28 protein-coding genes and 2 pseudogenes are annotated in these 25,831 nt (G+C 44.2%); 8 read left to right on the top strand and 22 right to left on the bottom strand.

All coding sequences use genetic code 11. The features are described 5' to 3' along the window. Positions 1-2: 2 nt before the first annotated feature. From QI63_RS06495 to QI63_RS06485, 3 genes are read right to left on the bottom strand one after another with little or no spacing between them, the layout of a single operon-like run. Positions 3-617 carry a restriction endonuclease subunit S gene (locus QI63_RS06495; protein WP_044014898.1) on the bottom strand — a complete coding sequence of 205 codons (615 nt, stop codon included), beginning with the start codon at positions 615-617 and terminating at the stop codon, positions 3-5. Further along, positions 614-1,087 carry a RhuM family protein gene (rhuM, locus tag QI63_RS06490; RefSeq protein WP_044014896.1) on the bottom strand — a complete coding sequence of 158 codons (474 nt, stop codon included), beginning with the start codon at positions 1,085-1,087 and terminating at the stop codon, positions 614-616. Before rhuM ends, QI63_RS06495 begins: the two co-directional genes overlap by 4 nt. A 6-nt stretch (positions 1,088-1,093) precedes the next feature. Next, positions 1,094-2,647 carry a type I restriction-modification system subunit M gene (locus tag QI63_RS06485; RefSeq protein ID WP_044014894.1) on the bottom strand — a complete coding sequence of 518 codons (1,554 nt, stop codon included), beginning with the start codon at positions 2,645-2,647 and terminating at the stop codon, positions 1,094-1,096. Positions 2,648-3,047: 400 nt separating this feature from the next. Between QI63_RS06485 and QI63_RS06480 the strand changes: the two genes are divergently transcribed. From QI63_RS06480 to QI63_RS06470, 3 genes are all read left to right on the top strand, one after another. Then, entirely contained in the window at positions 3,048-4,394 is a 1,347-nt protein-coding gene (locus QI63_RS06480) for a YgeY family selenium metabolism-linked hydrolase (protein WP_044014892.1), read from the top strand. A 55-nt stretch (positions 4,395-4,449) separates the two neighbouring features. After that, on the top strand, positions 4,450-5,649 hold the full coding sequence (gene ygeW, locus QI63_RS06475; protein WP_044014890.1) for a knotted carbamoyltransferase YgeW: 1,200 nt from the start codon (positions 4,450-4,452) through the stop codon (positions 5,647-5,649). A gap of 110 nt (positions 5,650-5,759) precedes the next feature. Beyond that, the gene (locus QI63_RS06470; RefSeq protein WP_044014888.1) at positions 5,760-6,557 is read left to right on the top strand and encodes a metal ABC transporter permease; all 798 of its coding nucleotides are present in this window, start codon (positions 5,760-5,762) and stop codon (positions 6,555-6,557) included. A gap of 156 nt (positions 6,558-6,713) precedes the next feature. On the opposite strand, the gene era is transcribed toward QI63_RS06470, so the two are convergent. The 7 genes and pseudogenes from era to rsxC form a co-directional block, all read right to left on the bottom strand. After that, positions 6,714-7,601: a GTPase Era gene (gene era / locus QI63_RS06465; protein ID WP_044017139.1), complete on the bottom strand. Its 888-nt coding sequence runs from the start codon at positions 7,599-7,601 to the stop codon at positions 6,714-6,716. A 93-nt stretch (positions 7,602-7,694) separates the two neighbouring features. Then, a complete protein-coding gene (locus QI63_RS06460) occupies positions 7,695-8,537 on the bottom strand; it encodes an RnfABCDGE type electron transport complex subunit B (RefSeq protein WP_044014886.1) in 843 nt (280 codons plus the stop codon). 15 nt (positions 8,538-8,552) lie between these two features. Continuing rightward, the gene (locus tag QI63_RS06455) at positions 8,553-9,125 is read right to left on the bottom strand and encodes an electron transport complex protein RnfA (RefSeq protein WP_044014884.1); all 573 of its coding nucleotides are present in this window, start codon (positions 9,123-9,125) and stop codon (positions 8,553-8,555) included. Between the two features lie 152 nt (positions 9,126-9,277). Further along, positions 9,278-9,943 (bottom strand): annotated as a pseudogene (rsxE, locus tag QI63_RS06450) (electron transport complex subunit RsxE); the annotation flags it as partial. Positions 9,944-9,956: 13 nt separating this feature from the next. Beyond that, a complete protein-coding gene (locus QI63_RS06445) occupies positions 9,957-10,535 on the bottom strand; it encodes an RnfABCDGE type electron transport complex subunit G (protein ID WP_016518511.1) in 579 nt (192 codons plus the stop codon). Further along, on the bottom strand, positions 10,532-11,545 hold the full coding sequence (locus QI63_RS06440; RefSeq protein WP_044014879.1) for an RnfABCDGE type electron transport complex subunit D: 1,014 nt from the start codon (positions 11,543-11,545) through the stop codon (positions 10,532-10,534). Before QI63_RS06440 ends, QI63_RS06445 begins: the two co-directional genes overlap by 4 nt. A 3-nt stretch (positions 11,546-11,548) precedes the next feature. Then, on the bottom strand, positions 11,549-12,925 hold the full coding sequence (gene rsxC / locus QI63_RS06435; protein WP_044014877.1) for an electron transport complex subunit RsxC: 1,377 nt from the start codon (positions 12,923-12,925) through the stop codon (positions 11,549-11,551). A 234-nt stretch (positions 12,926-13,159) separates the two neighbouring features. On the opposite strand from rsxC, the gene fabV reads away from it, so the two are divergent. The 5 genes from fabV (at position 13,160) to QI63_RS06410 (ending at position 18,069) form a co-directional block, all read left to right on the top strand. Beyond that, on the top strand, positions 13,160-14,356 hold the full coding sequence (gene fabV / locus QI63_RS06430) for an enoyl-ACP reductase FabV (RefSeq protein ID WP_044014876.1): 1,197 nt from the start codon (positions 13,160-13,162) through the stop codon (positions 14,354-14,356). 102 nt (positions 14,357-14,458) lie between these two features. Further along, positions 14,459-15,028: an acetyl-CoA carboxylase biotin carboxyl carrier protein gene (gene accB / locus QI63_RS06425; RefSeq protein WP_044014874.1), complete on the top strand. Its 570-nt coding sequence runs from the start codon at positions 14,459-14,461 to the stop codon at positions 15,026-15,028. Positions 15,029-15,030: 2 nt separating this feature from the next. Next, positions 15,031-16,353 carry an acetyl-CoA carboxylase biotin carboxylase subunit gene (locus QI63_RS06420; protein ID WP_044014872.1) on the top strand — a complete coding sequence of 441 codons (1,323 nt, stop codon included), beginning with the start codon at positions 15,031-15,033 and terminating at the stop codon, positions 16,351-16,353. After that, complete coding sequence (gene accD, locus QI63_RS06415; RefSeq protein WP_044014870.1) at positions 16,353-17,135, top strand: acetyl-CoA carboxylase, carboxyltransferase subunit beta; 783 nt, start codon at positions 16,353-16,355, stop codon at positions 17,133-17,135. The genes QI63_RS06420 and accD overlap by 1 nt, the downstream gene beginning before the upstream one ends. A 1-nt stretch (position 17,136) precedes the next feature. Continuing rightward, on the top strand, positions 17,137-18,069 hold the full coding sequence (locus QI63_RS06410; protein WP_044014869.1) for an acetyl-CoA carboxylase carboxyltransferase subunit alpha: 933 nt from the start codon (positions 17,137-17,139) through the stop codon (positions 18,067-18,069). A 116-nt stretch (positions 18,070-18,185) separates the two neighbouring features. Here QI63_RS06410 and QI63_RS06405 read toward each other — a convergent pair whose 3' ends face one another. The 12 genes and pseudogenes from QI63_RS06405 to QI63_RS06355 form a co-directional block, all read right to left on the bottom strand. Then, on the bottom strand, positions 18,186-18,884 hold the full coding sequence (locus tag QI63_RS06405; RefSeq protein ID WP_044014867.1) for a hypothetical protein: 699 nt from the start codon (positions 18,882-18,884) through the stop codon (positions 18,186-18,188). 539 nt (positions 18,885-19,423) lie between these two features. After that, a complete protein-coding gene (locus tag QI63_RS06400) occupies positions 19,424-19,711 on the bottom strand; it encodes a hypothetical protein (RefSeq protein ID WP_144389669.1) in 288 nt (95 codons plus the stop codon). A 174-nt stretch (positions 19,712-19,885) separates the two neighbouring features. Continuing rightward, positions 19,886-20,020 (bottom strand): hypothetical protein, encoded by a 135-nt coding sequence (locus tag QI63_RS13440; protein ID WP_255347277.1) that lies wholly within the window; start codon positions 20,018-20,020, stop codon positions 19,886-19,888. 41 nt (positions 20,021-20,061) lie between these two features. Further along, positions 20,062-20,379: a hypothetical protein gene (locus tag QI63_RS06395; protein ID WP_044014864.1), complete on the bottom strand. Its 318-nt coding sequence runs from the start codon at positions 20,377-20,379 to the stop codon at positions 20,062-20,064. 1,353 nt (positions 20,380-21,732) lie between these two features. Continuing rightward, positions 21,733-22,026, bottom strand: a pseudogene (locus QI63_RS13520) (hypothetical protein); the annotation flags it as partial. An 826-nt stretch (positions 22,027-22,852) separates the two neighbouring features. Next, complete coding sequence (locus QI63_RS12830; RefSeq protein WP_144389668.1) at positions 22,853-23,059, bottom strand: hypothetical protein; 207 nt, start codon at positions 23,057-23,059, stop codon at positions 22,853-22,855. An 89-nt stretch (positions 23,060-23,148) separates the two neighbouring features. Then, positions 23,149-23,457, bottom strand: coding sequence for a hypothetical protein (locus QI63_RS06375; protein WP_044014854.1), 309 nt, complete (start codon positions 23,455-23,457; stop codon positions 23,149-23,151). A gap of 158 nt (positions 23,458-23,615) precedes the next feature. Further along, positions 23,616-23,861: a hypothetical protein gene (locus tag QI63_RS06370; protein ID WP_200877731.1), complete on the bottom strand. Its 246-nt coding sequence runs from the start codon at positions 23,859-23,861 to the stop codon at positions 23,616-23,618. 41 nt (positions 23,862-23,902) lie between these two features. Beyond that, entirely contained in the window at positions 23,903-24,148 is a 246-nt protein-coding gene (locus tag QI63_RS13515) for an HNH endonuclease signature motif containing protein (protein ID WP_081984416.1), read from the bottom strand. Continuing rightward, complete coding sequence (locus tag QI63_RS06365; protein ID WP_044014850.1) at positions 24,048-24,494, bottom strand: hypothetical protein; 447 nt, start codon at positions 24,492-24,494, stop codon at positions 24,048-24,050. The genes QI63_RS13515 and QI63_RS06365 overlap by 101 nt, the downstream gene beginning before the upstream one ends. Positions 24,495-24,578: 84 nt before the next feature. Next, entirely contained in the window at positions 24,579-24,980 is a 402-nt protein-coding gene (locus QI63_RS06360) for a hypothetical protein (RefSeq protein ID WP_044014848.1), read from the bottom strand. A gap of 290 nt (positions 24,981-25,270) precedes the next feature. After that, positions 25,271-25,738 carry a hypothetical protein gene (locus QI63_RS06355; RefSeq protein WP_044014846.1) on the bottom strand — a complete coding sequence of 156 codons (468 nt, stop codon included), beginning with the start codon at positions 25,736-25,738 and terminating at the stop codon, positions 25,271-25,273. Positions 25,739-25,831: the final 93 nt, after the last annotated feature.

Genomic DNA, 25,831 nt, shown 5'->3' with positions numbered 1-25,831 from the left:
AATTATGCCGTTACCTCATGTTTTGGAAATGACAGTAATTGCTCCCGGTAATACTCATACTGTTTTTTACGCGCCTCCAGCTCCGCCTCCAGCTCCGCCTCCAGCTCCGCCTCCAGCGTAGTAAACTTGTCCAAAATACGAACAATTTCTTCCTGAACAGGGAGCGGGGGGAGAGGTATCTTTTTATTGGAGAAATTACTTATCCATTGCCGTTTGTGATCTCCTTCTGCAAGTTCGCTTGGTAAGGTATTCAACCAATGATAAATATACCGTAATAACACTTGTGATTCATCTTTTGATATGATCATTTTCATCGCCGATGATTTTGCCTTAAAATCAAAATCTACCCACTTATGTGCAGTGGTAAAGTCATCAAAAATAATAACGGGATGCAAGGAAGCCTGATAGATACCATCTGTTTCATCGGTATACCCAAGAATAAATGTCTTTCCTGCAGTCAGTACAGGGGTAGGATATGCATCCTTGTAATTTGTTGATTTTACCAAATACGCGGTAGGCTGCTCATATTCGGTAACTTCCCCCAGCGGTTTCCATTCCACGGAAGCTCCTTGCAGGAGGCGGGTTATATATGGGAATAATTTCGGTTCGTGCGTCATTGTTTCTTCCTATTTGCCTTTTTTGCTGTTTGCTCCAACATAGTGATGGAGTTTAAATAATCTTTTTCCACATTGCTCAAAGTCTTGGCTTTGTATTTTTTATATTCTGCGATTGCTTTTTTCTTTGCTTGTTCGTGTGAAATTTGTCCTGCATTGTCCAGCACATTGCGCCCTGTAGTTCTCAGTATGTTGTCCAGTTCTCTTACAAAATCCGCCATTCGCATCTCCCGTTCTTCTATGGCTCCATGTTGAGTGGTTTGTCGGAAATTCCGACAGACCACATTTTCATCCAACTCGCCTTCTTCAAAAATATGAGAAATATGCTCTGTTATAGTACTGCGTCCCTTTCCAAACAATGCAGCCATCTGTTCTTGTGTTAGCCACACCGTCTCATCTTCCACTCTTACATCTATTTGTACAGCACCATCTTCACGCTGATAAAGTATGATTTCTCCTTTTTGTCCTTCCATATTCACCTACCTTTCCAACTCCGCTATTATTTTGTCTATATCTGCCCGCAGTGTGTCTATTCGTTTGACTGTTTCTGCTACTTCGGCATTGAGTTTGACAATATCAATAACCTCGCGTTTATCCTCTGCTTCCAAGTATGAACTGACGGAAAGGTTGTAATCGTTTTCCGCTATTGTGTTGTTTTCAACCGATACGGCGGTATAGGAGACATCCTCTTTTTTCTCAAAGAGGCTGACAATCTTTGCAATATGCTCATCAGTGATCACATTGTTATTCGTTTCTTTTTTAAAGAATGCCTCTCCGCTCGCATCTATGAACTGTGTCTTTGTATCCGGCTTGTGCTTGGAAAGTACGAGGATGTTGACGGGGATACCCGTACCGTAAAACAGATTAGGTGGCAGCGCTATCACTGTTTCTACAAAGTTATGATCTACGAGATACTGCCGTATTTTCTGCTCAGCTCCACCGCGGTAGAAAATGCCGGGAAAGCATACGATAGCCGCGCGTCCCTTAGCTGAAAGATAGCTGAGAGAATGTAATACAAATGCAAAGTCGGCTTTTGACTTGGGAGCCAACACGCCGGCAGGAGCAAAACGGTCATCATTGATAAGCGTAGGATCATCACTGCCTACCCAATTTACCGAGTAAGGCGGATTGGAAACGATTGCATCGAAAGGCTTTTCATTTCCGTACATCGGATTGATGAGCGTGTCTCCCAGCGATATATTAAACTTATCGTAATTGATATTGTGCAAAAACATGTTCATACGCGCAAGGTTGTACGTCGTATGATTGATTTCCTGCCCGAAAAAGCCATCTTCTATTAAATGAGCATCAAATTGCTTTTTAGCTTGCAGCAGGAGAGAGCCTGAACCGCACGCCGGATCGTAAATTTTATTGACGGATGTTTGTCCCAACAGTGCTAATTGCGCAATCAATTTTGAAACATTTTGAGGAGTAAAAAACTCTCCGCCGGATTTACCGGCATTGGCAGCATAGTTGGAAATGAGAAATTCGTAGGCATCGCCGAAAAGATCAATTTCATTATGCTCAAAACTCCCGAAGTTCAGGCGTTCCACTCCTTTAATAACAGATGCTAAACGCCTACATTTTTCTCCCACGGTGCTGCCTAAGCGACGGCTTTTCGTATCGAAGTCGGTAAACAGTCCCTTAATAGTATGCTCGGAGGCATACCCTTGAGCTGACCGCTCTATCGCCTCAAAAATATCCGCTAAATCCGTGTTTAACTGCTCATTGGTAGCGGCAGTCTTGGCGATGTTGACAAAAAGTTGACTGGGATAGATAAAATATCCCTTTGTTTTGATGGCATCGTCTTTTATTTCAGGCGTAATTACATCGTCAGATAGCTCGGCATAGTGGACATTTTCATCACCGTTTTCAATAAAGGCGGTAAAATTTTCGCTGATAAAGCGATAAAAGAGTGTTCCTAAGACGAATTGCTTAAAATCCCATCCGTCCACAGCGCCGCGTACCTCATTGGCGATGCTCCAAATCTGAGCTTGCAAGGCAGCCCGTTGACTTATACCTGTGTTTGTCATTTATAACCGATCCTTTGGTTTTCTTAATTATAGTATATTACATTTTAAATATTGTTCTTAGAATATCATAATCAAAATGAGTTGTCATTATATATCTTACTCCTGTGACACTCAAACCATTGACTATCGGCTATTGCCGGCACAAGAGATACTACCCTTCTGCGCGTTTAACCCTCCCTAAGATTGCCAAAAACGTCCTAACAGCTGACTTCTTCACAAAGCTAAAAAAAAATTAGTATGACTAAAAAATTTTTAGAAGATTGTGCTTGACAGAAGAATTTTTCGCTTCTATAATTAAATTAACCTAAGGTTCCTTCTATAGATACATTGTTGCGGGAGCCGGGTTTCATATCAGTATCGTATCAAGCGATACGCTTGAAAAAACGATAGAGGAGGAAGCATGAGTTTGGATTTTAACAAAATTAAAACTGCAGCAGAAGGATATAAGGCCGATATGACCGCCTTTCTGCGCGAAATCATCCGCCTTCCGAGCGAAAGCAGTCAGGAAGGGGAAAAAGCAAAGCGCATCCAAAAGAAAATGGATGAGCTCGGATTTAACAAAACATGGATCGATCCGCTCGGTAACGTAATGGGATGGATGGGCACCGGCCCGCACATCGTTTGTTTTGACGGTCATATCGACACGGTCGGTATCGGTAACCGCGACAACTGGAAGTTTGACCCCTACGAGGGTTTTGAAGACGATATATTCATCGGCGGACGCGGAGTTTCCGATCAGACGGGCGGTGTTGTTTCTTCAATGTATGCTTGTAAGATTATGAAGGACTTAGGTCTCCTCAACGATAAATACACCGCTATGGTAGTCGGCTCCGTACAGGAAGAAGACTGCGACGGTATGTGTTGGGAGTATATCCTGAAAAAAGACATCAAAGTCCCCGGGTACGAAAAACTCTGCAAACCCGACTTTGTCGTTTCAACCGAACCGACCGACGGCGGTATTTATCGCGGGCACCGCGGACGCATGGAAATCCGTGTGGATGTTAAAGGCGTTTCTTGCCACGGTTCCGCACCGGAGCGCGGCGATAACGCCATCTACAAGATGGCCGACATCCTGCAGGAAGTTCGCCAGTTAAACGAAAACGACGCTGCAGACGGCACCAAAATCAAAGGTCTCGTCAAAATGCTCGATAAAAAATACAACAAGGAATGGGAAGAAGCAAACTTCCTCGGCCGCGGAACCGTTACCGTTTCCGAAATTTTCTATACCAGCCCGAGCCGCTGCGCCGTTGCGGACTCCTGCTCCGTTTCGCTCGACCGCCGTATGACGGCCGGAGAAACATGGGAATCATGCTTGGAAGAAATCCGCCAGCTTCCCGCCGTCAAAAAATACGGAAAAGATGTAACAGTCTCGATGTACAACTACGACCGGCCGTCATGGACGGGAGAACAATACCCGATCGAATGCTTCTTCCCCACGTGGGTATTGCCGAAAGAACATGTTGTTGCGCGTTCGATGATCGAATCGTATAACAATTTATACGGCGATAAGCGTATCGGCCCGAAAGATCAGATTGCTATGCGCGAAGCACGCCCGCTCGTTGACAAGTGGACATTCTCTACAAACGGCGTTTCCATCATGGGACGGAATAAAGTTCCCTGCATCGGTTTCGGCCCGGGCGCGGAAGCACAGGCTCATGCCCCGAACGAAATTACGTGGAAACAGGACTTGGTAACCTGCGCAGCCGTATATGCCGCACTGCCGTCCATATACGTTGAAAAGTTATAAAAGGAGTCTCTGGAACTTCGAGTTTTAGGGATACCCATATCATAGAGGAGTAATTATGGCCTTGATTATGGATCCGTACATTACAAAGCTCAATAGCTTGAGCTTTAAGAAGATGTACAACAATGACTTTTTCCTTACATGGGAAAAGACCTTCGATGAAATTCTTGCAACATGGACGGTAGCCGATGCGCTGCGCACCTTGCGGGAATCCAACATTTCTACAAAGATTTTTGAAAGCGGTCTCGGCATTTCGCTGTTCCGCGACAACTCAACCCGCACACGGTTCAGCTTTGCATCAGCCTGTAACCTTCTCGGTTTGGAAGTACAGGATTTGGACGAAGGCAAGTCTCAAATTGCCCACGGAGAAACCGTCCGCGAAACCGCTAATATGGTTTCGTTCATGGCAGACGTTATCGGTATCCGCGACGATATGTACATCGGTAAGGGTAATACCTACATGCACACCTTTATGGATGCGGTTGCCGAAGGCAATAAGGACGGCGTACTCGAACAGCGCCCGACCCTCGTTAACTTGCAGTGCGATATCGATCACCCCACTCAGATTATGGCGGATACTCTCCATATCATCCACGAGTTCGGCGGGTTGGAAAACCTCAAGGGTAAGAAAATCGCGATGACATGGGCATATTCACCCTCTTACGGTAAGCCGCTTTCCGTTCCGCAGGGCGCAATCGGTCTGTTCTCCCGCTTGGGCATGGACGTTGTACTTGCACATCCGGAAGGATATGAAGTAATGCCTGAGGTTGAAGAAGTCGCGAGAAAACAGGCAAAGGCATCGGGCGGTTCCTTTACCAAGACCAACAGCATGAAGGAAGCCTTTAAGGATGCAGACATCGTGTATCCCAAGAGCTGGGCGCCCTTTACCGCAATGGAAAAACGGACGAACCTCTACGGTGCAGGCGACTTTGACGGTATCAAAGCGCTCGAAAAAGAGCTGCTCGCTCAGAACGGCCACCACAAGGATTGGGAATGCACCGAAGATATGATGAAGCTGACCAAAGACGGTAAAGCACTCTATCTGCACTGCTTACCGGCAGATATTACCGGCGTCAGCTGCAAAGAAGGTGAAGTTGCCGGTTCAGTATTCGACCGCTACCGCGTGCCGCTCTACAAGCAGGCAAGCTTTAAGCCGTACATCATCGCTGCAATGATCTTCCTTGCAAAAGTACGCTATCCGCAGCTTACGCTGGAAGAACTCGAAAAACGGGGAACACTCCGCCATACCGGACTATAATAGTTAAAAATGAACCGTTAAGGAGCTGAGAATACGCAGCTTCGGTTGTGTATCCGGCTCCTTAATCCCCCTGATAGCCCTTATCCATAAAATCTGATAGTATAGCCGCTATGTTGAAATATGCTTTTATGCAGAACGCCTTTATTGTGTCGTTCTTTATCGGCATTCTCTGCCCGTTAATCGGTATTTTCCTTGTTTTACGGCGGTACTCACTTATCGGAGACACCCTTGCACATGCTTCTCTAACGGGAATTACGCTCGGACTGGTTACCGGTGTCAATCCCATCATCGGAGCCTTTACCTTTACCTCTGCGGCAGGTGCACTCATCGAAGCGCTGCGAAACTATTTTAAAGAATACAGCGATCTCATCCTTTCCATCGTCCTTTCGCTCAGTGTCGGTATTGCCATAACTTTGATGAGTTCGGGGTTGATACGCACCAATGCCGAAGCCTATTTGTTCGGAAGTATCTTAACGGTTTCAACCTCCGATGTTATCACCGTGATTGTATTGAGCTTTTTTGCCGTTGCCGTATTGGCTGTGCTGTATCATAAGCTGCTGTATATAACGCTTGATGAAGACATCGCGTATGTCATCGGCATCCGTGTAAAGACAATCAATTATATTTTTTCGATTTTAGTAGCGGCAACAATTGCCGTTTCCATCAAGATAGTGGGCATTCTCGTACTCAGCTCGATGATTGCCCTGCCGGTTGCAGCAGCGCTCCAGCTACACGTAGGCTTTAAGCGGACGGTGTTTTTTTCAATCTGTTTCGGTATCGCGGACATTATGCTCGGTCTTGTCTGTTCGTACTATTTAAACGTCGCCCCCGGCGGTTTTACCGCGCTTATTTCGGTTTTTATGCTGTTGCTGGTGCTGATACTAAAAAAGCTGCGAAGTCCTTTTTGAAAATATACGGTGCATCTACTTCGTTGCTGCGCACAAATTAATTCTCAACGTATCAAAGATACGCCTGCGATTAATTTGTGCTCGCGCCTCGTATCTGCATCGTCTATTTTCAAAAAGCTTACGGAAAGAGCACCTAATGCGTTTGTCATGCTTTCCCTAGTCGAGAAAGACAGACTGCAGCACCCTGTCTTTTTGGCGCCAATTTTTATCAACGCGCACCTGTAAATCAAGCTGTACTCGGTACGGGAAAATTTTGCGTAATTCTTTTTGGGATTCTACCCTGATTGCTTTAATCATCGCTGCGCCTTTACCGATAACCATAGCCTTTTGGCTTTCCCGCTCTACGCACAGAAAAGCACGGACAAAAAGCTCCTTGCCGTTTTTTTTCATCTCCATATCCTGAATATCAACATACAGCGCATGGGGGATTTCTTCGTAGAGGCGGCTGATTGCCTGCCCGCGGATAATTTCGGCAATACGGAAATCTACCGGCTGGTCGGTATAAAAGTCTTCGGGATACAAAAGTTCGCCTTCCGGCAGAAGAGAAAACAACGCAGCAAGCACGGGCTCTAGTCCCGTTTTTTCCTGCGCGGACAGCTCGAAAATCCGTTCTTGTGGTAAATCGGGTAAGGCCTGCATCACATTCAGGCGAGTTTGCCCCGGACGCGCGGCGGGACTGTCGGTTTTATTAATACCCGCGATCAAGCGGTCTTGTTTATTTTTCAGCAATGCACAGATCGCCAATTCTTCTTCACCGAAGGGACGCGCCGCATCGATAAAATACAAAATCGCCTCCGCCTCTTGCAGACGGTTTTCCGCAATAAGCTGCATACGACGGTTTATTTTTTTTTCACTGATATGGTAGCCGGGGGTATCGATAAAGATAATCTGCCCCTGCTCCGCGGTAAGGATACCGCGGACGGAACTGCGCGTGGTCTGCGGCAGCGCGGAAACAATCGATACCGTTTCGCCGCAAACACTATTTAGAAATGTTGACTTTCCGGCGGAGGGGCGTCCGATAATACAGACAACCCCGCTCCGCATTTTCTTATCCGGCATATTTGCTAATCCTGCTCGATATTACCGAGCATTCGCTAAACATGTCGGTAAGCCGTAATTTAATATATTGCGCACAAATTAACACGCTTCGCACGCGCTGCACGGCGACTGCACTGCAACTTTATCTTCCACTAAGGCAAGAACCTTTGTCGGGCAGCCTTTGATACAGATACCGCAGGAATCGCACAGGTCGTAATTAACTTCGGGGATTCCGTTGATAACCTTTATCGCACCTGTCGGACAGTTCTTTTCGCACTTCATACACTTGATACAGCCGCGTTTACAGTTTTTCATAATAACGGCTTTTCTCGGGTTTCTGCATGAACAAAGCGCAATGGAACCTTTCCGGGAAGTAGATACGGTCGTCAATATGTGCTGAGGACAGGCCGCGACACAGACTGCACAGCCGGTACATTTTTCATAATCGACGTGCGGAATACCATCCGCTTCAACGTGAATGGCATCGAAAGGACACGCCATTTCGCAGTCGCCAAGTCCGATACAGCCCCAATCGCATTCCCGCAATCCGTTTACCGAAATCTTTGCGGCGCGGCACGTCTTAACACCGACATAATCGGCCTTTTCTTTGCACACGTCGTGCGAACCTTGGCACAGCAGCACCGCAACCTTTGCATCGGCCGATGCGGAAACACCCATAATAGCGCCAACCTTTGCCGCAACGGGACCCGCACCGACGGAACAGCCGTTTACCGGTGCATTACCGCTTGCAACCGCAGCCGCAAAACCGTCGCAGCCCGGGAAACCGCAGGCGCCGCAGTTAGCGCCCGGAAGCACTTCACGGATTTTTGCCACCGTTTCATCAGGGGCAACATAAAACAGCTTTTTAAAAAATCCTAGTAAAAAGCCTATTGCTACGGACAATACCAGCGAAACAATAAGCGTTAAAATGATTATTTGCATACTCTTTCCACTCCTTTAAATCATGCCGGCAAAACCGCCGAATGCCAACGACAACAGCGCTGCAGCGATAAACAGGATGGGAGTACCCTTGAGGTACTTAGGTATCGGGGCAATATCGATGCGTTCACGTAAACCGGCAAACAATACCATTGCCAACAGATAGCTGAGCGCAACGCCGATTGAATACACCATCGATTGGATAAAGGTATAGTCGGCAGCGATAACATCGAGCGTAACCGCTAAAATAGCGCAGTTCGTGGTGATCAGCGGCAAATACACACCCATCGCCGAATATAACGCAGGTGCGGACTTCTTTAAGTAGAACTCTACCAATTGAACCAAGCTCGCAATAACCAAGATAAAGAGCAATGTCTGCAAGAAACCGAGATCATAAGGAGCAAGAACCAATTTATAGAGAGGATAGGTTGCCGCTGTTGCGATAACCGTAACAAAGAGAACCGCCCATCCCATACCGGTGGATTTCTTAACATCGGAAGTCATACCGATAAACGAACACAACGCAAGGAAGCGGATAAAGACGATATTCTTAACAAATACCGCAGCAAGAAAAATCTTAAACAGTTCCATTCTCAGTTCCCCTCCTTTGCAGGTGCAGCAACCGCAGATTCGTTTTTAGCTGCAGGCTCGATATTGGCAGTGGCAGCTTGTTTTTCCGTTTCAGCTTTTAATGCGGCTTCTTTTTGTGCGGTCTCCGCCTTGAGCGCAGCTTCTTTCGCCAGCTCAGCTTCCCTCAGTGCGGCTGCTTCTTTCAACGCTGCTTCTTTTACCGCAGCTGCCTTCCGTATTTTCCGCTGCTTCCGCTGATCTTGTATCAAATACGTTAAAGCGATCAGTAACCCGAATACAAAGAATCCTCCAGGAGAGTTTGCAAAGAACTTAATAAGGTAATCGTCCGGCAGAAGGTGCACACCGAGTACGGTACCGCTTCCCAACAGTTCGCGGATGGCAGACATAACCACCAGCACCCATGTAAAGCCCAAACCCATACCTAAGGCATCAGCCATCGCTTTTAATGGAGACTCTTTCGAGGCAAAGGATTCGACGCGTCCCATGATAATACAGTTTACAACGATGAGTTTAATAAAAATACCCATCGATTCGGAAAGCTCCGGTAAAAAGGCCTGCATCAAAAGGTCTACAATGGTAGTAAACGATGCGATAACAATAATAAAAATAGGAATACGGATATCATTCGGAATAAATTTCCGGAACATACTGATAATCATTTCGCTCAATACAATAACAAAAGTCATTGCAAGCCCCATTCCGATGCCGTTCGCAACCGAGGTTGTAATAGCAAGTGCAGAACAAAGCCCGATCATCAGCATAATGAGGGGGTTTTCTTTTACCAACCCGTTCGTAAAAATGCGTACATACTCTTTCATAGCCGTTCTCCTCTTAATTTCCGCTGCCTGAGCTGCCGATACCTTGGCTGTTCATATATGAAGAAGCGGCATCGACGGCAATTTTTACCATGCGGGTAACAGCGGTAGAGGTAATCGTCGCACCGGCAATCGCCTGAACATCGCTTCCCAGCGCAAAGGCGTCGGAGATAGGCTTATTACGGAACTGTCCGATGAACGGTTCATCCTTCGCTTTTGTTCCGATACCGGGTGAATCGGTTAATACTAAAAACTGAATCATCCTCAGTTTTCCTTCCATATCAATACCGGTAAGAATGGTTGCCTGATCATACGTATGGCCGCTCACCGTTACGATAACTCCTGCGGGTTTATCTCCGTTCAGTGCAAGAAAGGCATCGCCGAACGATACCTTATCAACCGATTTCGGCATTCCTTCGGTGATGGGACGGAAAGAATCCGCATCGGGGAAAATCGCTTGAAGCGCCAGTTTTGTTTTTGCCTCTTTTGCCGCAAGAATGCGGGGAGATGTCAACATGTTAACCGCCGCAAGCGCAAGGCAGGCCACAACAGTATAGAGAGCCAACGTAACGGATAATTTTATCATCTGTTTCATTTTGCACCCTCCTTGGCAGGCTTAACGGGCTTTACATATCCGTATTTTTTCTGAATCAGTTTATTTAAGAACGTAACAACAGAATTCATAATCAAAATACTGTACATAACGCCTTCCGGCATTCCGGCAAAGAGCCGCATCAAGGCGGTAAGTAAGCCGCAGCCCGCACCGAAAATAATCTGTCCTTTAAAGGTTACAGGAGAGGTTGCATAATCGGTAGCCATAAAGACGGCGCCGAACAACAAACCGCCGCTTAACAGCGTGAGCAGCGGATCGATACCGGCAAGTGCGGTTACCGCTACAGCCGTTACTATCATGGAAACGGGAATTTGCCATTCAATAACGCGGGTTACCAGCAAGTAGACAAAACCGATGAGGATGAGCACAGCGCTCGACTCACCGATACAGCCGCCGTGATCTCCTAAAAAGAGTTTAAGATATACATCGCTTGAAGAAGACAACCCCATTTTCTCTGCGATTGCAGCTGCGGTGGAAACTCCGCCTTCCGACATTTTAAGGTACGAAAGCGGTGTAGCCGTACTCACGGCATCAAAACCGTGATGAGGAGCAACCCATGAAGTCATCAAACGTGAAAAACTGACAAAGGCAAACGCGCGGCCTGCCAGTGCGGGGTTAAACGGGTTTGCGCCGAGTCCGCCGAAAAACTCTTTTGCTACGACAATAGCAAAAATTGCGGAAACAACCACAATCCAAATAGGAATAAGCGGCGGTAAAACAAGCGCCAACAGTAAACCGGTTACTGCAGCAGAACAATCCTTTACGCGGATATCCTTGCCCATAATTTTTCGGAACGCCGCTTCGGAACCGACCGCAACGCCTACGGAAACAATAATGCGGATGAGCGCCGATACTCCATACAGATAAATACCGTACAGCGCAAGCGGTGCAAGCGCAATCAGTACGTGCATCATCAGTTTTTGGGTAGTAACGGGGCTCGCGATATGAGGCGCGGGGGAAAGATAAATTTCGTTCTTGTCTGATTCGGCCATAATCTATTTTCCTCCTTGCGCAGCGGCTGCTTTTGCCGCTTCTTTCTGCTTTGCTTCACGCAACAGCTGCTTTCCGACCTTGAACCGTTGGACGAGCTTTATACGCGCCGGACACACATAAGAACAAATGCCGCATTCAACGCAGTCCATAAGACCGCAGCGGACTGCTTCGTCAAGCTTATTCGCTTTTAATGCGCGGATCATCAGAACGGGAGATAATTGGCAACTACAATGAGTGACACATTTTCCGCATCCGATACAGGGGCTTTCTTCATCAAGATTGACTTCTTCGCGCGTTAAGAAAAGAACACCTGACGTATTCTTTTGTACGGGGAAATCCGCGCTCTTCATCGCGAAGCCCATCATCGGGCCGCCGGAAATAATCTTTGTAACACCGGGTTTTAAGCGGACTACTTCGGGAATAAGGTCGCCGATACAGGTACCGATAGGCGCTATCGCATTTATCGGATTTTCACAAGCTCCTCCGCCGATCGTAAGCGGACGGTCGATTAACGGCATTCCCTTACGGAACGCATCGGAAATCGCCTTCATTGTTCCGACATTCTGGACGATACAGCCGACCTGAAACGGAAGCCCACCGGAGGGTATTTCTCTGCCGACAACAGCGGAGGTCAGATTTTTTTCTCCGCCCTGCGGATATTTTGTTTTACATAATTCAACGGAAATGTCGTAAGCGCCCGGGCCGACAGGATTTTGCTTTATTTTTGCAATCGCTTTTTCGAACACAGGAACCAAGTGTGTTTTGTTATCCTCAAGTGCAATAATCCCCTTGTCGGCACCGGTAACATGCATGATAATCGCCATTCCGTCTATAATCGTTTCAGCGGAATGGTACATCGTAGCAGCGTCGGTGCACAGATACGGCTCACATTCTGCGGCATTACCTAAAATGTAGTCTATCTTTGCATCCTTAGGAGGACTCAATTTAACATGTACAGGGAATGAAGCGCCGCCCATACCGGTTATACCGGCCTCGCGGATACGTTTAAGGGCGTCCTCTTTTGTGCAGGTGAAGGGATCAAGCGGTTCCATAAAAGACTCGGAAGTGTCCTCGCCCGCTTGAATTGCAATACAAAGTGCGTCCGTATTACCGGTAACGAGATGGGGTTCTATTTTCTTTACGGTACCGGAGATCGAAGCATGTACCGGCGCAGACATAAACTTGTCCGTTTCCGCTATTTTTTGACCTCGTACAACCGTATCTCCAACCTTTACTAACGGAGTATTCGGAGCACCGCCTTGGGTAACCGGAATCCATACCATCTTTGTAGACGGCATGACGGCCAAGACTTCGGATTCGGCGGAAATTGCTTTCCGCTCTGGAGGGTGACAGCCCCCCTTAAATGACTTAGTACTCATTCTTTTATTATATAAAACATCGTATTATCAGTCAAGAAAAAAACCACGATTGAAAAGTATGAGAAAAGGTACTATCGGCAAACGGTAAAAACTGATAAACTAAGCAATCGAGTTCTCTAAAATCCCGGTTAGATTTTTAGAGATGCCCGGCAATCAATAATTTGTATACCGTGCATTGCCAATCATGGCGTAATGATGCATTATAAATGACTAATATGGTAAGGAGTAGAAAGAATGAGTATGAAACCGATGTTGAGGAGCAATATCTGTTTGAATGCGCATCCTCAAGGGTGTAAAAAAGCGGTTGAAGATCAAATCGCGTATACAAAAAAGAGAGCTGCTACCCATCCGGCGGGTACGGCTGTACCGAAAAACGTTTTAGTAGTCGGCTGTTCCGGCGGATACGGACTAGCAAGCCGCATTACGGCAGCATTCGGATACGGAGCTGCAACCATCGGCGTATCGTATGAAAAAGCCGGTTCCGAAAAAAAATGGGGAACGCCCGGTTGGTACAACAACTTAACGGTTGATACCGCTGCAAAAGAAGCGGGGCTTGTATCCGTTACCATCGACGGCGATGCATTCTCCGATACCATCAAAGAACAGGTTATCGATGAGGCCAAAAAGCGCGGCATGAAGTTTGATTTGATTGTCTATAGCGTGGCAAGTTCCGTGCGTACCGACCCCGATACCGGCGTTACCTACCGCTCGGCGCTCAAGCCCTTCGGAAAGCCGTTTACCGGCAAAACCCTCGATCCGTTCACCGGTGCACTGACGGAAATCACCGCAGAACCGGCGAGCGACGAAGAAGCCTTCGCTACCGTAAAGGTTATGGGCGGTGAGGATTGGCAGCGTTGGATAGAAAAGCTCGGCGCTGCGGATCTGCTTGCACAAGGATGTATCACCGTTGCGTATTCCTACATTGGGCCGGAAGCCACGCAGGCGCTGTACCGCAAGGGCACCATCGGCAAGGCTAAGGAACACTTGGAAGCCACCGCCCATACGCTGAACACCAAGCTCGCGGCCTTAAAAGGGCAGGCATTTGTGTCGGTTAACAAAGGATTGGTAACCCGTGCAAGCGCCGTTATTCCGGTTATTCCGCTCTATTTGGCAAGCCTTTTTAAGGTGATGAAGGAGAAAGGCACCCACGAGGGCTGTATCGAACAGATCAATCGACTTTTTGACAGCCGCCTATACACGGCGGACGGGGTCATCCCGACGGATAGCGAACACCGTATCCGCATCGACGACTGGGAGTTGGACGAAGCGGTGCAGTCCGCCGTTGCCGCGATTATGGCAACCGTTACCGACGAGACCAGCCGCGAGCGTACCGATGTAGACGAATACCGGCACGACTTTTTGGCGATTAACGGATTTGATATTGCCGGCATCGATTATGATGCCGAGATTGACCGGTTCGACCGGATATAAGACCTGTTACTTCTTTGCAAAGCCGCACCGGTTGTATCGGTTATATATCTGCTTCCGACGCATTGAAGCAAAGAAGTATCGGCATAAACACAGAGTAAGAACATGAACGAAAAATTTATTTTGAATGTCTTTGACAAATTTGAAAAGAGCTCGGCAGTGCTGCTCCATATAAAGGAAGGCGAAGCGGAGCTGACGCTCAAAAAAGAAGCTGCGTATCAAAATATGCAGACTGCCGTACCGTTTGCACTGCACAATGTGCCGATGCAGCCTGTTACCGGAGCGGACGCAGGCGGATATGCAGCGGCAGGAACCATGGGCGCGGGGGCGGTTCTCCCCGCGGCTGCAACGGGAATGCCGGCTGGGGCAGGAAGCAATCCGGCAGGCGCTAATTCCGTAGGCACAGCGGCCGGCACTGCATCCGGCGCTGATGCGAACCTCGTAACGGTAAAAAGCCCCATCGTCGGTTCATTCTACCGCTCACCCTCCCCTGACGCGCCTGCGTATGTGGAAAAGGGTTCCAAGGTTTCAAAAGGACAGCCGCTCTGCATCCTCGAAGCGATGAAGATGATGAACACCCTTGAATGCGAATACGATGGGACAATCGAAGAAATTCTTGCGGCAAACGGTGATTTGGTTGAGTTTGACCAGCCGCTCTTTATAATCAGGATCTAAGTATGATACGGAAAATGCTGATTGCAAACCGCGGTGAAATTGCCGTCCGCGTTATCCGCGCCTGCCGCGAAATGGGCATTGAAACGGTCGCCGTGTATTCAACTGCCGATAAAGAATGCCTGCATGTGCTACTCGCCGATCATGCAGTGTGTATCGGACCGGCTCCATCCGCCAAAAGTTATTTGAACAAGGATGCGCTGATTACCGCCGCACTCTGCACCGGTTGTGATGCCGTACACCCCGGTGTCGGCTTCCTTTCGGAAAACGCGGATTTTGCACGTGAGGTAGAAAAATCCGGTATGTTCTGGATTGGGCCGAAACCCGACACTATCGAAATGCTCGGCGATAAGGTAAGAGCGCGGGAGACTGCTCAAAAAAGCGGACTGCCGATTACACCCGGCTCTAAGGGCGCGATTACAACCAAAGAACAAGCGGCGGAAACCGCGAAAGAATGCGGGTATCCAGTTATCATCAAGGCAGCCTCAGGCGGCGGCGGCAAGGGAATGCGCATTGTCTGGAAAGAAGCCGATTTAGCTGAAAACCTCGCCATCGCATCTTCGGAGGCGGAAGCGAATTTCGCCGACGGTACGGTGTACATCGAAAAATACCTGAGCGACCCGCGGCACGTTGAGCTGCAGGTTATCGGCGACGGCGCAGGCGGTGTTGCAATTCTCGGCGAGCGGGACTGCTCGGTACAGCGGAATCATCAAAAGCTGATAGAAGAAAGCCCATCTCAGGCGGTGAGCGATGCGATGTTCGATGCGATGTGCTCCGGCGCCAAAAAGCTTTTTTCTTCGCTCAACTATTGCGGAGCGGGTACCATCGAGTTTCTCGTTTCCGGCGAGCAGTTTTATTTTATGGAAGTCAACGCGCGTGTGCAGGTTGAACACCCCGTCTCCGAGATGGTAACCGGCACCGACATTATCCGTGAGCAGATTACCGTGTGTACGGGAGGCAAGATGACACTCCCTGACGGCGTGGTGCCGGTAAAGGGTTGGGCAATCGAAGCCCGTATCAATGCACGCACCCCCGGTTTGATTACAAACTTGCGGGTACCCGGCGGAAACGGCGTCCGGTTTGATGGATTTTTATATCAGGGCTACAAGGTGGTGCCTTTCTACGATTCGATGACTGCCAAGCTGATTGTACACGGAGCGGATCGGGCACAGACCATCAAAAAGCTGCTGTGTGCGCTGGATGAGCTGCACATCGAAGGTATCCAAACCAATATCGAAGAGCAAAAGACGATTTTACGGTCAGCTCAATTCCAATCGGGAACTTTCGGCACCAGTCTCTATGCACAATTATTTGAGGGAGAAAAATAATGGAATGTCCTCATTGTAAAACACAATATGAACGAGAAGTGCTTTTAAAGCGTTTGATGGTGTGCCCCGACTGCGGATATCATCTCCGAATGGATGTATCAGAGCGGATTGCCTATCTTGCCGACAAAGACACGTTTGAAGAACTTAATCCAACCTTGCGAACGATGAATCCTATTCAGATGGCAGGGTATGAAGAAAAAATATCCGCTGCGGAAGCAAAGACTGCCATAAACGAAGCCGTTGTTACCGGCAAATGCAAAATCGAAGGCAGGGATGCGCTGTTGGGCGTTATGTCCTTCGACTTTCTCGGCGGTTCTATGGGTTCGGTTGTCGGGGAGAAAATTTCCCGGCTTATGGTAAAAGGCGCAGCGGAACGGATACCGGTGATTATCTACGCAACGTCGGGCGGCGCGCGTATGCAGGAAGGCCTTTTCTCGCTGATGCAGATGGCGAAAACCTCAAGCGCGGCGGCGGAGCTTGACGACAAGGGCGTTCCCCTCTTTTTGATGCTCTGCGACCCCACAACGGGCGGCGTTACGGCAAGTTTTGCGATGCTGGGCGATGTTATCGCGGCGGAACCCAATGCGCTTATCGGATTTGCAGGGCCGCGTGTTATCGAAGGCACTATCCACCAGCAGCTGCCGGAAGGTTTTCAGCGGGCAGAATTCCAGCTTAAAAAAGGCTTTGTTGACTGCATTGTGCCGCGCATCGAGCAAAAACACTTTTTTGCCGTGATGATCGATGCACACATGAATCCCCCGTTCGGCAAGGAAAGGAAGTAACATGAGTAAAGAAAACGAAATAAAAACCGATCAGACCGAGCTTTTAATCGGACTGCGCGATATTGCGGATAAATACGGACTCGACATTACCACCGAGTTAAAAACAATAACCGAAAAGCTGCAAGCAAGTTCTGCAATTTCGCAAGTATGGCGAAAGATTGAACTCGCCCGGCACAACGACCGCCCGCGCGCCCTCGATTATATCGATATGATCTTTGATAACTTCATCGAGCTGCACGGCGACCGCTGCTTCGGCGACGACCCTGCATTGATAGGCGGCATCGCCTTTATCAACGGAATACCGGTAACGGTTATCGGTAACCAGAAGGGGCGGAACTTGCGGGAAACCATCGACCGGAACGGCGGTATGGCAAACCCCGAAGGCTACCGAAAGGCACTCAGACTGATTAAGCAGGCGGAAAAATTCCACCGCCCGATTATCACTTTTGTTGACACACAGGGGGCATATCCGGGGCTTGGTTCGGAGGAGCGCGGTATCGCCGAAGCCATTGCAGTAAACTTACGTGAACTCAGCCGCGTGAAAACTCCGGTTATCTGCTTTGTCATTGGAGAAGGCGGCTCAGGCGGTGCGCTCGGCATCGGGGTCGGAGATAAGGTGTATATGCTGGAGAATGCGATTTTCTCGGTTATCTCGCCGGAAGGCTGTGCATCTATCCTTTTGCGGGATTCAAGCAAGGCGAAGGATGCCGCCGCGATGCTGAAAATTACCAGCCGCGAGGTACTCGGACTTAAACTGATTAACGGCGTTATTGAAGAGCCGGTAGACGGCGCCCATACCGATCCGCAAAAAGCGGCGGACAAAATACGCGCACAAATCCTGCACGACCTAGCCGATCTCTGCAAACGTGATCCCAAAGTCTTAGTACGGTACCGCCGCAAAAAGATACACGGCATCGGTCTTTATTCGGAGTAAAAAAGAGAACACTCTATAAATCAAGCGAATTTTTAAATATACCCAAAAGCCTCTCAAGCGATTGCTTGAAGAGGCTTTTTTGTTTGATTTTGTTCGATTATTCAGGCATCCATCACTTATTTACGGTTTAATGTGCCGTTAACTGTTAACACGTTATCCTTTAACGCAAATTTCAGTGATCCTTCATAATGATAGGCCGCATCGGAAGCAAAAGTGTCGGCTTTCAACGGCAGTTTATCCCAATCCAAATCGGACATTTTTGCCAGATCACCACCGGCTTTAAGGTATTCGGACTTGATGACATAACCGGTATCGGTCTTTTCCGTAATATCTTTTGCAATTTTTGCACCGGTCAGGATGTTAAAATTTCCTTTGTTATCGGTTTTCAATTCATAGGCGGTTGTTTTACGGGCAAAACGTATTGTAAACGCACCGTCGGTGTTTGTTACTTGGAGTCCGTATCCTTCGACGAATTTCCAATCGGAAAGTGGGAACAAAAACAAACTGCGCAGCGCTGCCGGAATCGCAGCTTTCTTATCTGCGGCATTGCCTGCATAGCGGACAACATTAAATCCTTTTGTCGAGCCCTTCAAACTGGCTCCTGAAACGGCATCGAATTTATCCTGCACCGTCTCTTGCTTTCCGAGCGTCCAATTAAAATAATTGGAGTCATAATCCTGCTTGGCAATGTTCATTCTAAAGTCAATTTTGACATCAGTTCCAGCACTGGTAGCCGTAGTATCGGCAGCACCGGAGGCAAACGAAAGAACACTTGTCAAAAAAAGAAGCGATAATACGAAAACGGATTTTTTCATAATCCCATCCTCCTAAAAAAATAAAAGAAAATTTCGGATATTCTAGCCGTGCGCAATTGTTTACTTAGTGCAACTTTAGAATACCGAAGCACAGCATAATGAATTTTCTTTTAAAAGTAAAGTACAAAAAAATGATAAGCTATCACATTGAAAACATTTTTTACTTCAGATATACACTCATCGTTAACGTCATCATTATTGCTTGCCTATTATATCCCAACAGTTCCTATAAATATTTGCATTTATTTTTACATATTTTACCTTGTTTTGATGGTATACTCTAAATTCAGGAAACTTTACACCCTTTATATTCGGTGAACTTTTTTGTATAAAACCTCTTTGGAAAAACAGAATCCATCAGCATTACCTATACGGTATAAGCTTTATCACATAAAAATAACAAAAACCTCGTAAAAAAATAGAAGGGAGTTCTTCAGATGCATGCCATTCATATGAAAAAAAATATAAAGGCCTTATACTAATGCATTTTTGGATGATACTTATCTGGTTTATGAATTCACAACTCTTCACCTGTCTCATCATAAAGTTTTTTCTCCTCGTTCCGGTAAAGCATTCATAACCTTTTCTATTACATTCTCTATGCTATTTATTTGTTTTAAATTTGATGGGTCATATTCTAACCCTAATCGATCAATAATAAGGCTAAGGAAATATCTCCGTAACGCATTTATATTTCGACCTATATCAATGACTGAGTCAACATAATTCATATATTCCTCACTAGCTATAAAAGCAGGTACATCTAAAGGATTCCATTCTGAAAGTATATCATTAATTTGTTCTTTTAATTTGCTATCTACTTTCATGGATTTACCCAAAAACCTTTTAATATGCATCTTTCTTTGGCGGACTGCCGATACTTGTGTACTATTATTACAATATAAAGATACACAAGTATCGGCACCGCGCTTGCTTCGAAGCTACGCCTGGCGGCTCCGCTGCACCATACCGCTCCAATCTTTTTGCCGCTACTGTTTTATTTAAGCGGTGTTTTTCCGCTCTCGCTCCAAAAACCGCGTTTGCGTTACACGCGCAGCAAAAAGGATTTTTGCTTCAATCGCTGTCCGGGGGTGAGAATAATTAAGCTGTGAATAAAAACAAAATTTTGTTTTCATAGCCTGAAATTATTTTCTTAGTATAACGCATACATACAAAATTAAGATCCATCAAAAATATGATCATACTTTTTATACCACAAATAAGGCAATACATAGCGTGCCATTACATATAAAAATAGCAGTCCTGTCAGAATCCATAACACCAATAAAATAGTAACTACAATATTAGTATAATACCACTGTAAAGCAGATACCTGAATATTTTCCATATTTTCTTTAGCAGTTAAATAATAATTACCATTAATAATATCTGTAGTATCAAAAATCAAGTTTTCACTAGCATAATATTTATCCATATTAGCAATAATTACAAATATTATAGTTAGTATAATAATACATATTCCTACTTTCTTCATATATTTCTTTTATTACTCCTCAATTTTTCTAAATTCAAACCCGATAGATCCACCAACTCCAGCAGCAAACTTAAACTCTATTTTTGGTCCAACAGAAGCATCAGCTTTTAGACCTCCAATTCATGTTTAAAAGAATATCTTCTCTTTAATTTGCAATATAGGAAAGCATATTTTTCTTATCTGATAAAAAAAACAGTACAAGCTTCAGTATATATTAACATCTTACTCTATCCTCTTTTAAAGCATACTATCATGTGCATTATATTTTTTAGACAGAATCATATTCCTCTTTACCTTTTTTATTTATAAAGAATAAAATAGGCAATATCCAATTAGGTATAATCAAATATTGTACTATATAAAATAAAACTAGGTTACATTGTTCAATAAATGTTGAAATTTTTAGTAAATTAATATTTCCACTAACAAAGAACAAAGAACCGAATAGAATATTTAATAATAAAGTCAATAAGATAAAATGATGTCGCATTTTATAGAAGCTTAGTATAAGTAAGACATTAAACACAAATGAAATAACTATAATATTCCAAAACCGATTATTATATGTATATTGCAGCAATGAAACTAAAAGCATAAATAATACAACATACAAAATTATGAGAAACCCAGAGAGAATTTTTACTTTTATCGATCTTTTTATCATAATATCCTCCTTACCAGAGGTCTTTGCCTCTACTAGACACGACGAACTTCTACCTGCTCTCTGCTGAATTACTTCAACTTATCACAGTACCGTTTGTTTGTTGACCTATTTTATCATTCCTCCTTAAAAAAATACTAATGATTGAAATCCAATACCTATTCTATATTTACTCTACAATATTTTTTTGGTTTTGAGTAAATTATCGAAGTACCATCTTTAGAAAATACTTTAATATTTTCAACCACCTTTGAGTTCTTTAATTGTTTCTCTAAACCGCCTGGAGTCATAACTTCCTTAAAATCCAATTTTTCTAATACCTCAGATGTATGACTTGCACAAGAAAAGCCATCCCCATCACCTAACTCCATTGCAGATTCAACCATCGCTTTTTCTTGTTCAGGAGTTGTATTAATCGTATAAGCAACTATATACTCACCATTTTGTCTATCTAAAACAGAATCTATATAGGCTTTTAGATCTCCTGATGATTCTCCTGAGAAAACACCACTGGAAGATCTATATAAACATCCAAATTCATCTTTTGCTTGATAAGAACCAGAGGGATCATATAATGTTTGACCAATTTGATAATTATATTTATCAACACCTGGGTTGCTAAAATGGACAGCAACATGAGAACCACTGACAAACTTTTCCCATCCAGTATTTGCATGAATAATCATTACGGTTGTCTCTCTCCCATCCGGATCCGTATACTTCACCGGATTATTGGCTTGAAGCTCGCTATCACTTCGCTGCCCGATGCCCGCGTAGTGGTACAGGTGCAAATTGACTGTGTTGTATATACCACCCATACCCGGCAGGTTTTCGTTATGCTTCTTCGCCTCGTCATCTATCGGAGCTTTGGGTATGTAATCTCCCAGTACCGGGTCGCCACTCAGCCACCTTGAATACTTCGGGTCAAGGTAGCGCGCGCCGTAATAATACGGCCCGGTTTCTTCATCCATCTCCACCTTTTGAAAATATACACGCCGTCTACTTCGTCGCACTGTCAAAAGCGTACTTCCGTGTACGCTTTTGACGGCAAGTTTCGGTCGAAGCCGAAACATCGCTTCTGTTTAAACCAGCGGCATCCATGCCGCTCCTAAAATCCTCACCGTATCAGAACCGCCACGGATGGCGGTGGTTCACGTCAGTAGCGTGTTTGTTCTGCAAACACGTAGGTAAAAAATGTACAAGGAGGTACATTTTTTACCGTGCCTGCGGTTAATTTTTTTCCTGTCTCCTTGTAGTTTCAAAACGGACACGGATGTCAGTGAAACTAAACAGAAGCGAGATTTGTGGATACCACAAATCTCGTCGTTCCCCAGTGTACAAGGATGTACACTGGGGAACAAGCTCTTTTCAAAAGGCACCGTTTTCCCACATACGACCGTAACTCGTTTTGTGAGAAAGAGAGTGTTTTTTAGACATCGCATTGTATGCTTCATCTTTTTACGATCTATTTCACGCAAAATAATCAATCCATCTTAACAAGTATCATAAATATAGAAACAAAAATACTCCAAATAATACTAAATTCGATTGTTAAAACAATTTCATATTTATCAAGCCATGGGAAATAACTATTAATAAAAAAAGCTACTGCAATAGTCAAAAATGCAGAACCAAAGTAAATCAGCAATGTGATAAAAAATTTACGAACAGGACGCATAATCTACCTCAACGCTGACTTTTGGTTTAGTGAACCATACATATCTATAACAGTAGGAATTACAGATTCTCCAATCACACCAGTAGCTCCAGCCCATTTTGGTTGTTGAATTTCAAAATCTTCAACAGTCCCTGTTAATAAATTGGGAACCCTACTCGTACTTGTTGAACAACTTCCAATAGCAGCTTGTGTAAGTCCACTAGCCACAAATGCATAAGCGGCATCGCGCTTGCTTCGAAGCTACACCATACCGCTCCAATCTTTTTGTCGCTGCGGCTTTGTTCCCGCGGTGTTTTTTTCTCAATACCGACATGGATGGTGGTGGTTCTAAACAGTATCATGTTTTACCATCAGCAAAACATGATATCAAATCTGTACGTCCTTGTACAGATTTGATATGGATTCTCACATACGGCCGTAACTTTTAGAATCAAGTTCCATTAAAAATATCCTCATATTTTTTAAACCAAATGTAAGGCAGTACATATTTACACATAACATATAGATAAAGTAAGCTATCTAAACACAATAATATAAATGCAGTAATAGAAATGATTAAACTGCAATACCAATGAACTTTAGATATTTCCGTCAAATTTCCAGCTTTATCACGCACATAATATCTATTTTTTTCAATAGAATTCAGGCTTAATTCACCCCCTGAAAAATATACATCAAATTTAACAATACCAACAAATACTATACTTAAAATTATAATAATTATTCCGATTTTTTTCATATACTATTGCTCCTCTAGTTTCCTAACTTCAAGCCACACACCGGCCCCCAGCTTTACTCCAGTCGTCACTCCCAATAAATCGCCTGCAGTAGCACCTCCAATATGCACGTCTCCCTTTATACTGAAATTGTATCCCTGAATTTTGATATTCAAAGCAACTACAATAGTTCCATTCTAACCCATGATCCATCAGAATGCTTTTCAGCAATCCATCCTAAAGGCAAATCGTATAATATCATTAACGATTCATCCAGTAAAATTATTTCTTCTAAACTAACTATAGCAGCAATTTCTTCGGTTAATTCTCCTTTATCAAGAAATTGCCACATACCATCATCACGATCATGAGTAACGATAGATATCGGAGTAAGTTTATTGATAATACGTTTTGTTGTAATGACCATCGTTGTTTTTTTGTCATCAAAAAGCCAGTTTATCTTTCCTCCTAATTATCCCATTTCAACCTATTTTCTTGCCTTGATAGGACTTGAGCATTCGAATAACTTTTTGTTTTGCCTTTGCTTTTAGGAATAATATGATCTATTTGCCATTCATCTTGACGAGGAGTCCGATCTGTTTGTACTTCACTTTCATTTAAATGACCATGTTTGTATATTTGTTTTTTGAGAATTAAGCTGCAATATTTTTCCACTTTTATATTCAGATATATGCGAAAGATAAAATACAGCATTTTCTTTATTTCGTTTAATTTTTCCATTATTATAATCAGAAAAGTGAATTACAGTACCAATTGGAATATCAGCGCAATAATGTAGATTTATTATTTTCTTTACATTTCCTTTATTAAAATAATAGATTTTTGTTCCAGGCCATTGATTATCATCATGCTCACAATAATATCCTTCATTATAAATTATAATTTCATCACACTCACTGCAATACATTGATAAATCAACAAAACCATTCTTTTGTATTTGCAATATAATTCTCCTCTCTTCTTTCGATGAACATGAAATCAATGAAAATAAAATAAGAATAATTGTAGATATCATAAATAATTTATTTTTTCCACTCATTTTAATAATCCTTGATTATTTCTTTTTAAAATCTCTGAATATGCAGTATTATATTCACTATCATTTATTTTTGTTATTCCTACGCTATAGCTTCCATCCTTGTCCTTCAGAAAATACAGAAGTAGATAATTCTGAATTTATAGCAAAATTTGTCGTAGCACTATTTATTCCATGTCTTCCACCATCCTGTAAGATTCCCAATTGTACAGCAATTATCGGATGTCTTGCAGCAAACCCTATCTCATCGTTTCTTGAAGCAACTACACCGTATCCGAATAAAGTAGCATTGATGCCCCATACAATAGCAGGGGCAATAACGATCTTCCCATCCGGCTTAGTATACTTCTTTGTTCCCGCGGTGTTTTTTTTCTCAGTACCGACACGGATGTCGGTGGTTCTAAGCAGAAGCGCGTTTTGCTGAGCAAAACGTGCTATCAAACCTGTACAAGGATGTACAGGTTTGATAAACGCTCCCAAAAACCGCATGACTTTACAATCGTCCACGGATGGACGTGGTTCCATACAGTAACGAGTTTGACATTTCGTCAAACTCGTGTTCAAGCGTTGTACATGGACGTACAACGCTTGATAGAGGATTTCTGCTTCAATCGCTGTCCGGGATACAACCTTCCCTATTTCTGTTTATTCCTCACATACGCCCGTAACTCGTTCTGTGGGAAGAGAGTAGAAATTCTTATCAGGATATTAAATGCGGATTGTAGGTTTCTTTATAATCATCAAAAATCCACATAACCCTATCTCCAGAAGACTATTTTCTATTCATAATAAATCTCAAAACATACATTCCCAAACAATAAGTCAACTTCTTTGATATTATATTCAGATTTTAAACGTTGCAGTATATAAGGAATTAACTCATCAAGATATGAAATTATCCTATCAAGAATTTTTTTATACTCGGTCACATCATCTCTTTGTATTAGGAAATATCTTTTTTCAATATCAACATTATAAAAATCTTCTTCACACTTTTGACTCTCATAAAATTTCTTTGTATCAATTTCATTCAGACTATCTCGGCTTTCTATATAAAGCATCCTTTCATCTATTTCCAACAGAAAATCTTTATGTTCATAAAATGGATTAAATGAAATACTTTTTTGTATCGAACCATTAGACTTTAATTTACTCATTAAATATAAAAATTCTGGAATAGACACATAATGATTAGCTCCATTTTTTAATTTTGTATATGCATCTATGATATTATTTTTATAAACCATTTCCTTCTTCCCCTGCTTTACTCCCAAATATCTTTATTCATGTCAGCAACTTGTATTATTTTCTTTATCTGAGGTATTTATAGTTTTATCTTT

This window comes from Treponema sp. OMZ 838, assembly GCF_000775995.1.
In the GTDB taxonomy this organism is placed as follows: Bacteria; Spirochaetota; Spirochaetia; order Treponematales; family Treponemataceae; genus Treponema.
Note: the sequence above shows the minus strand (reverse complement) of the source record. Positions and strands in the feature narration are given on the sequence as shown.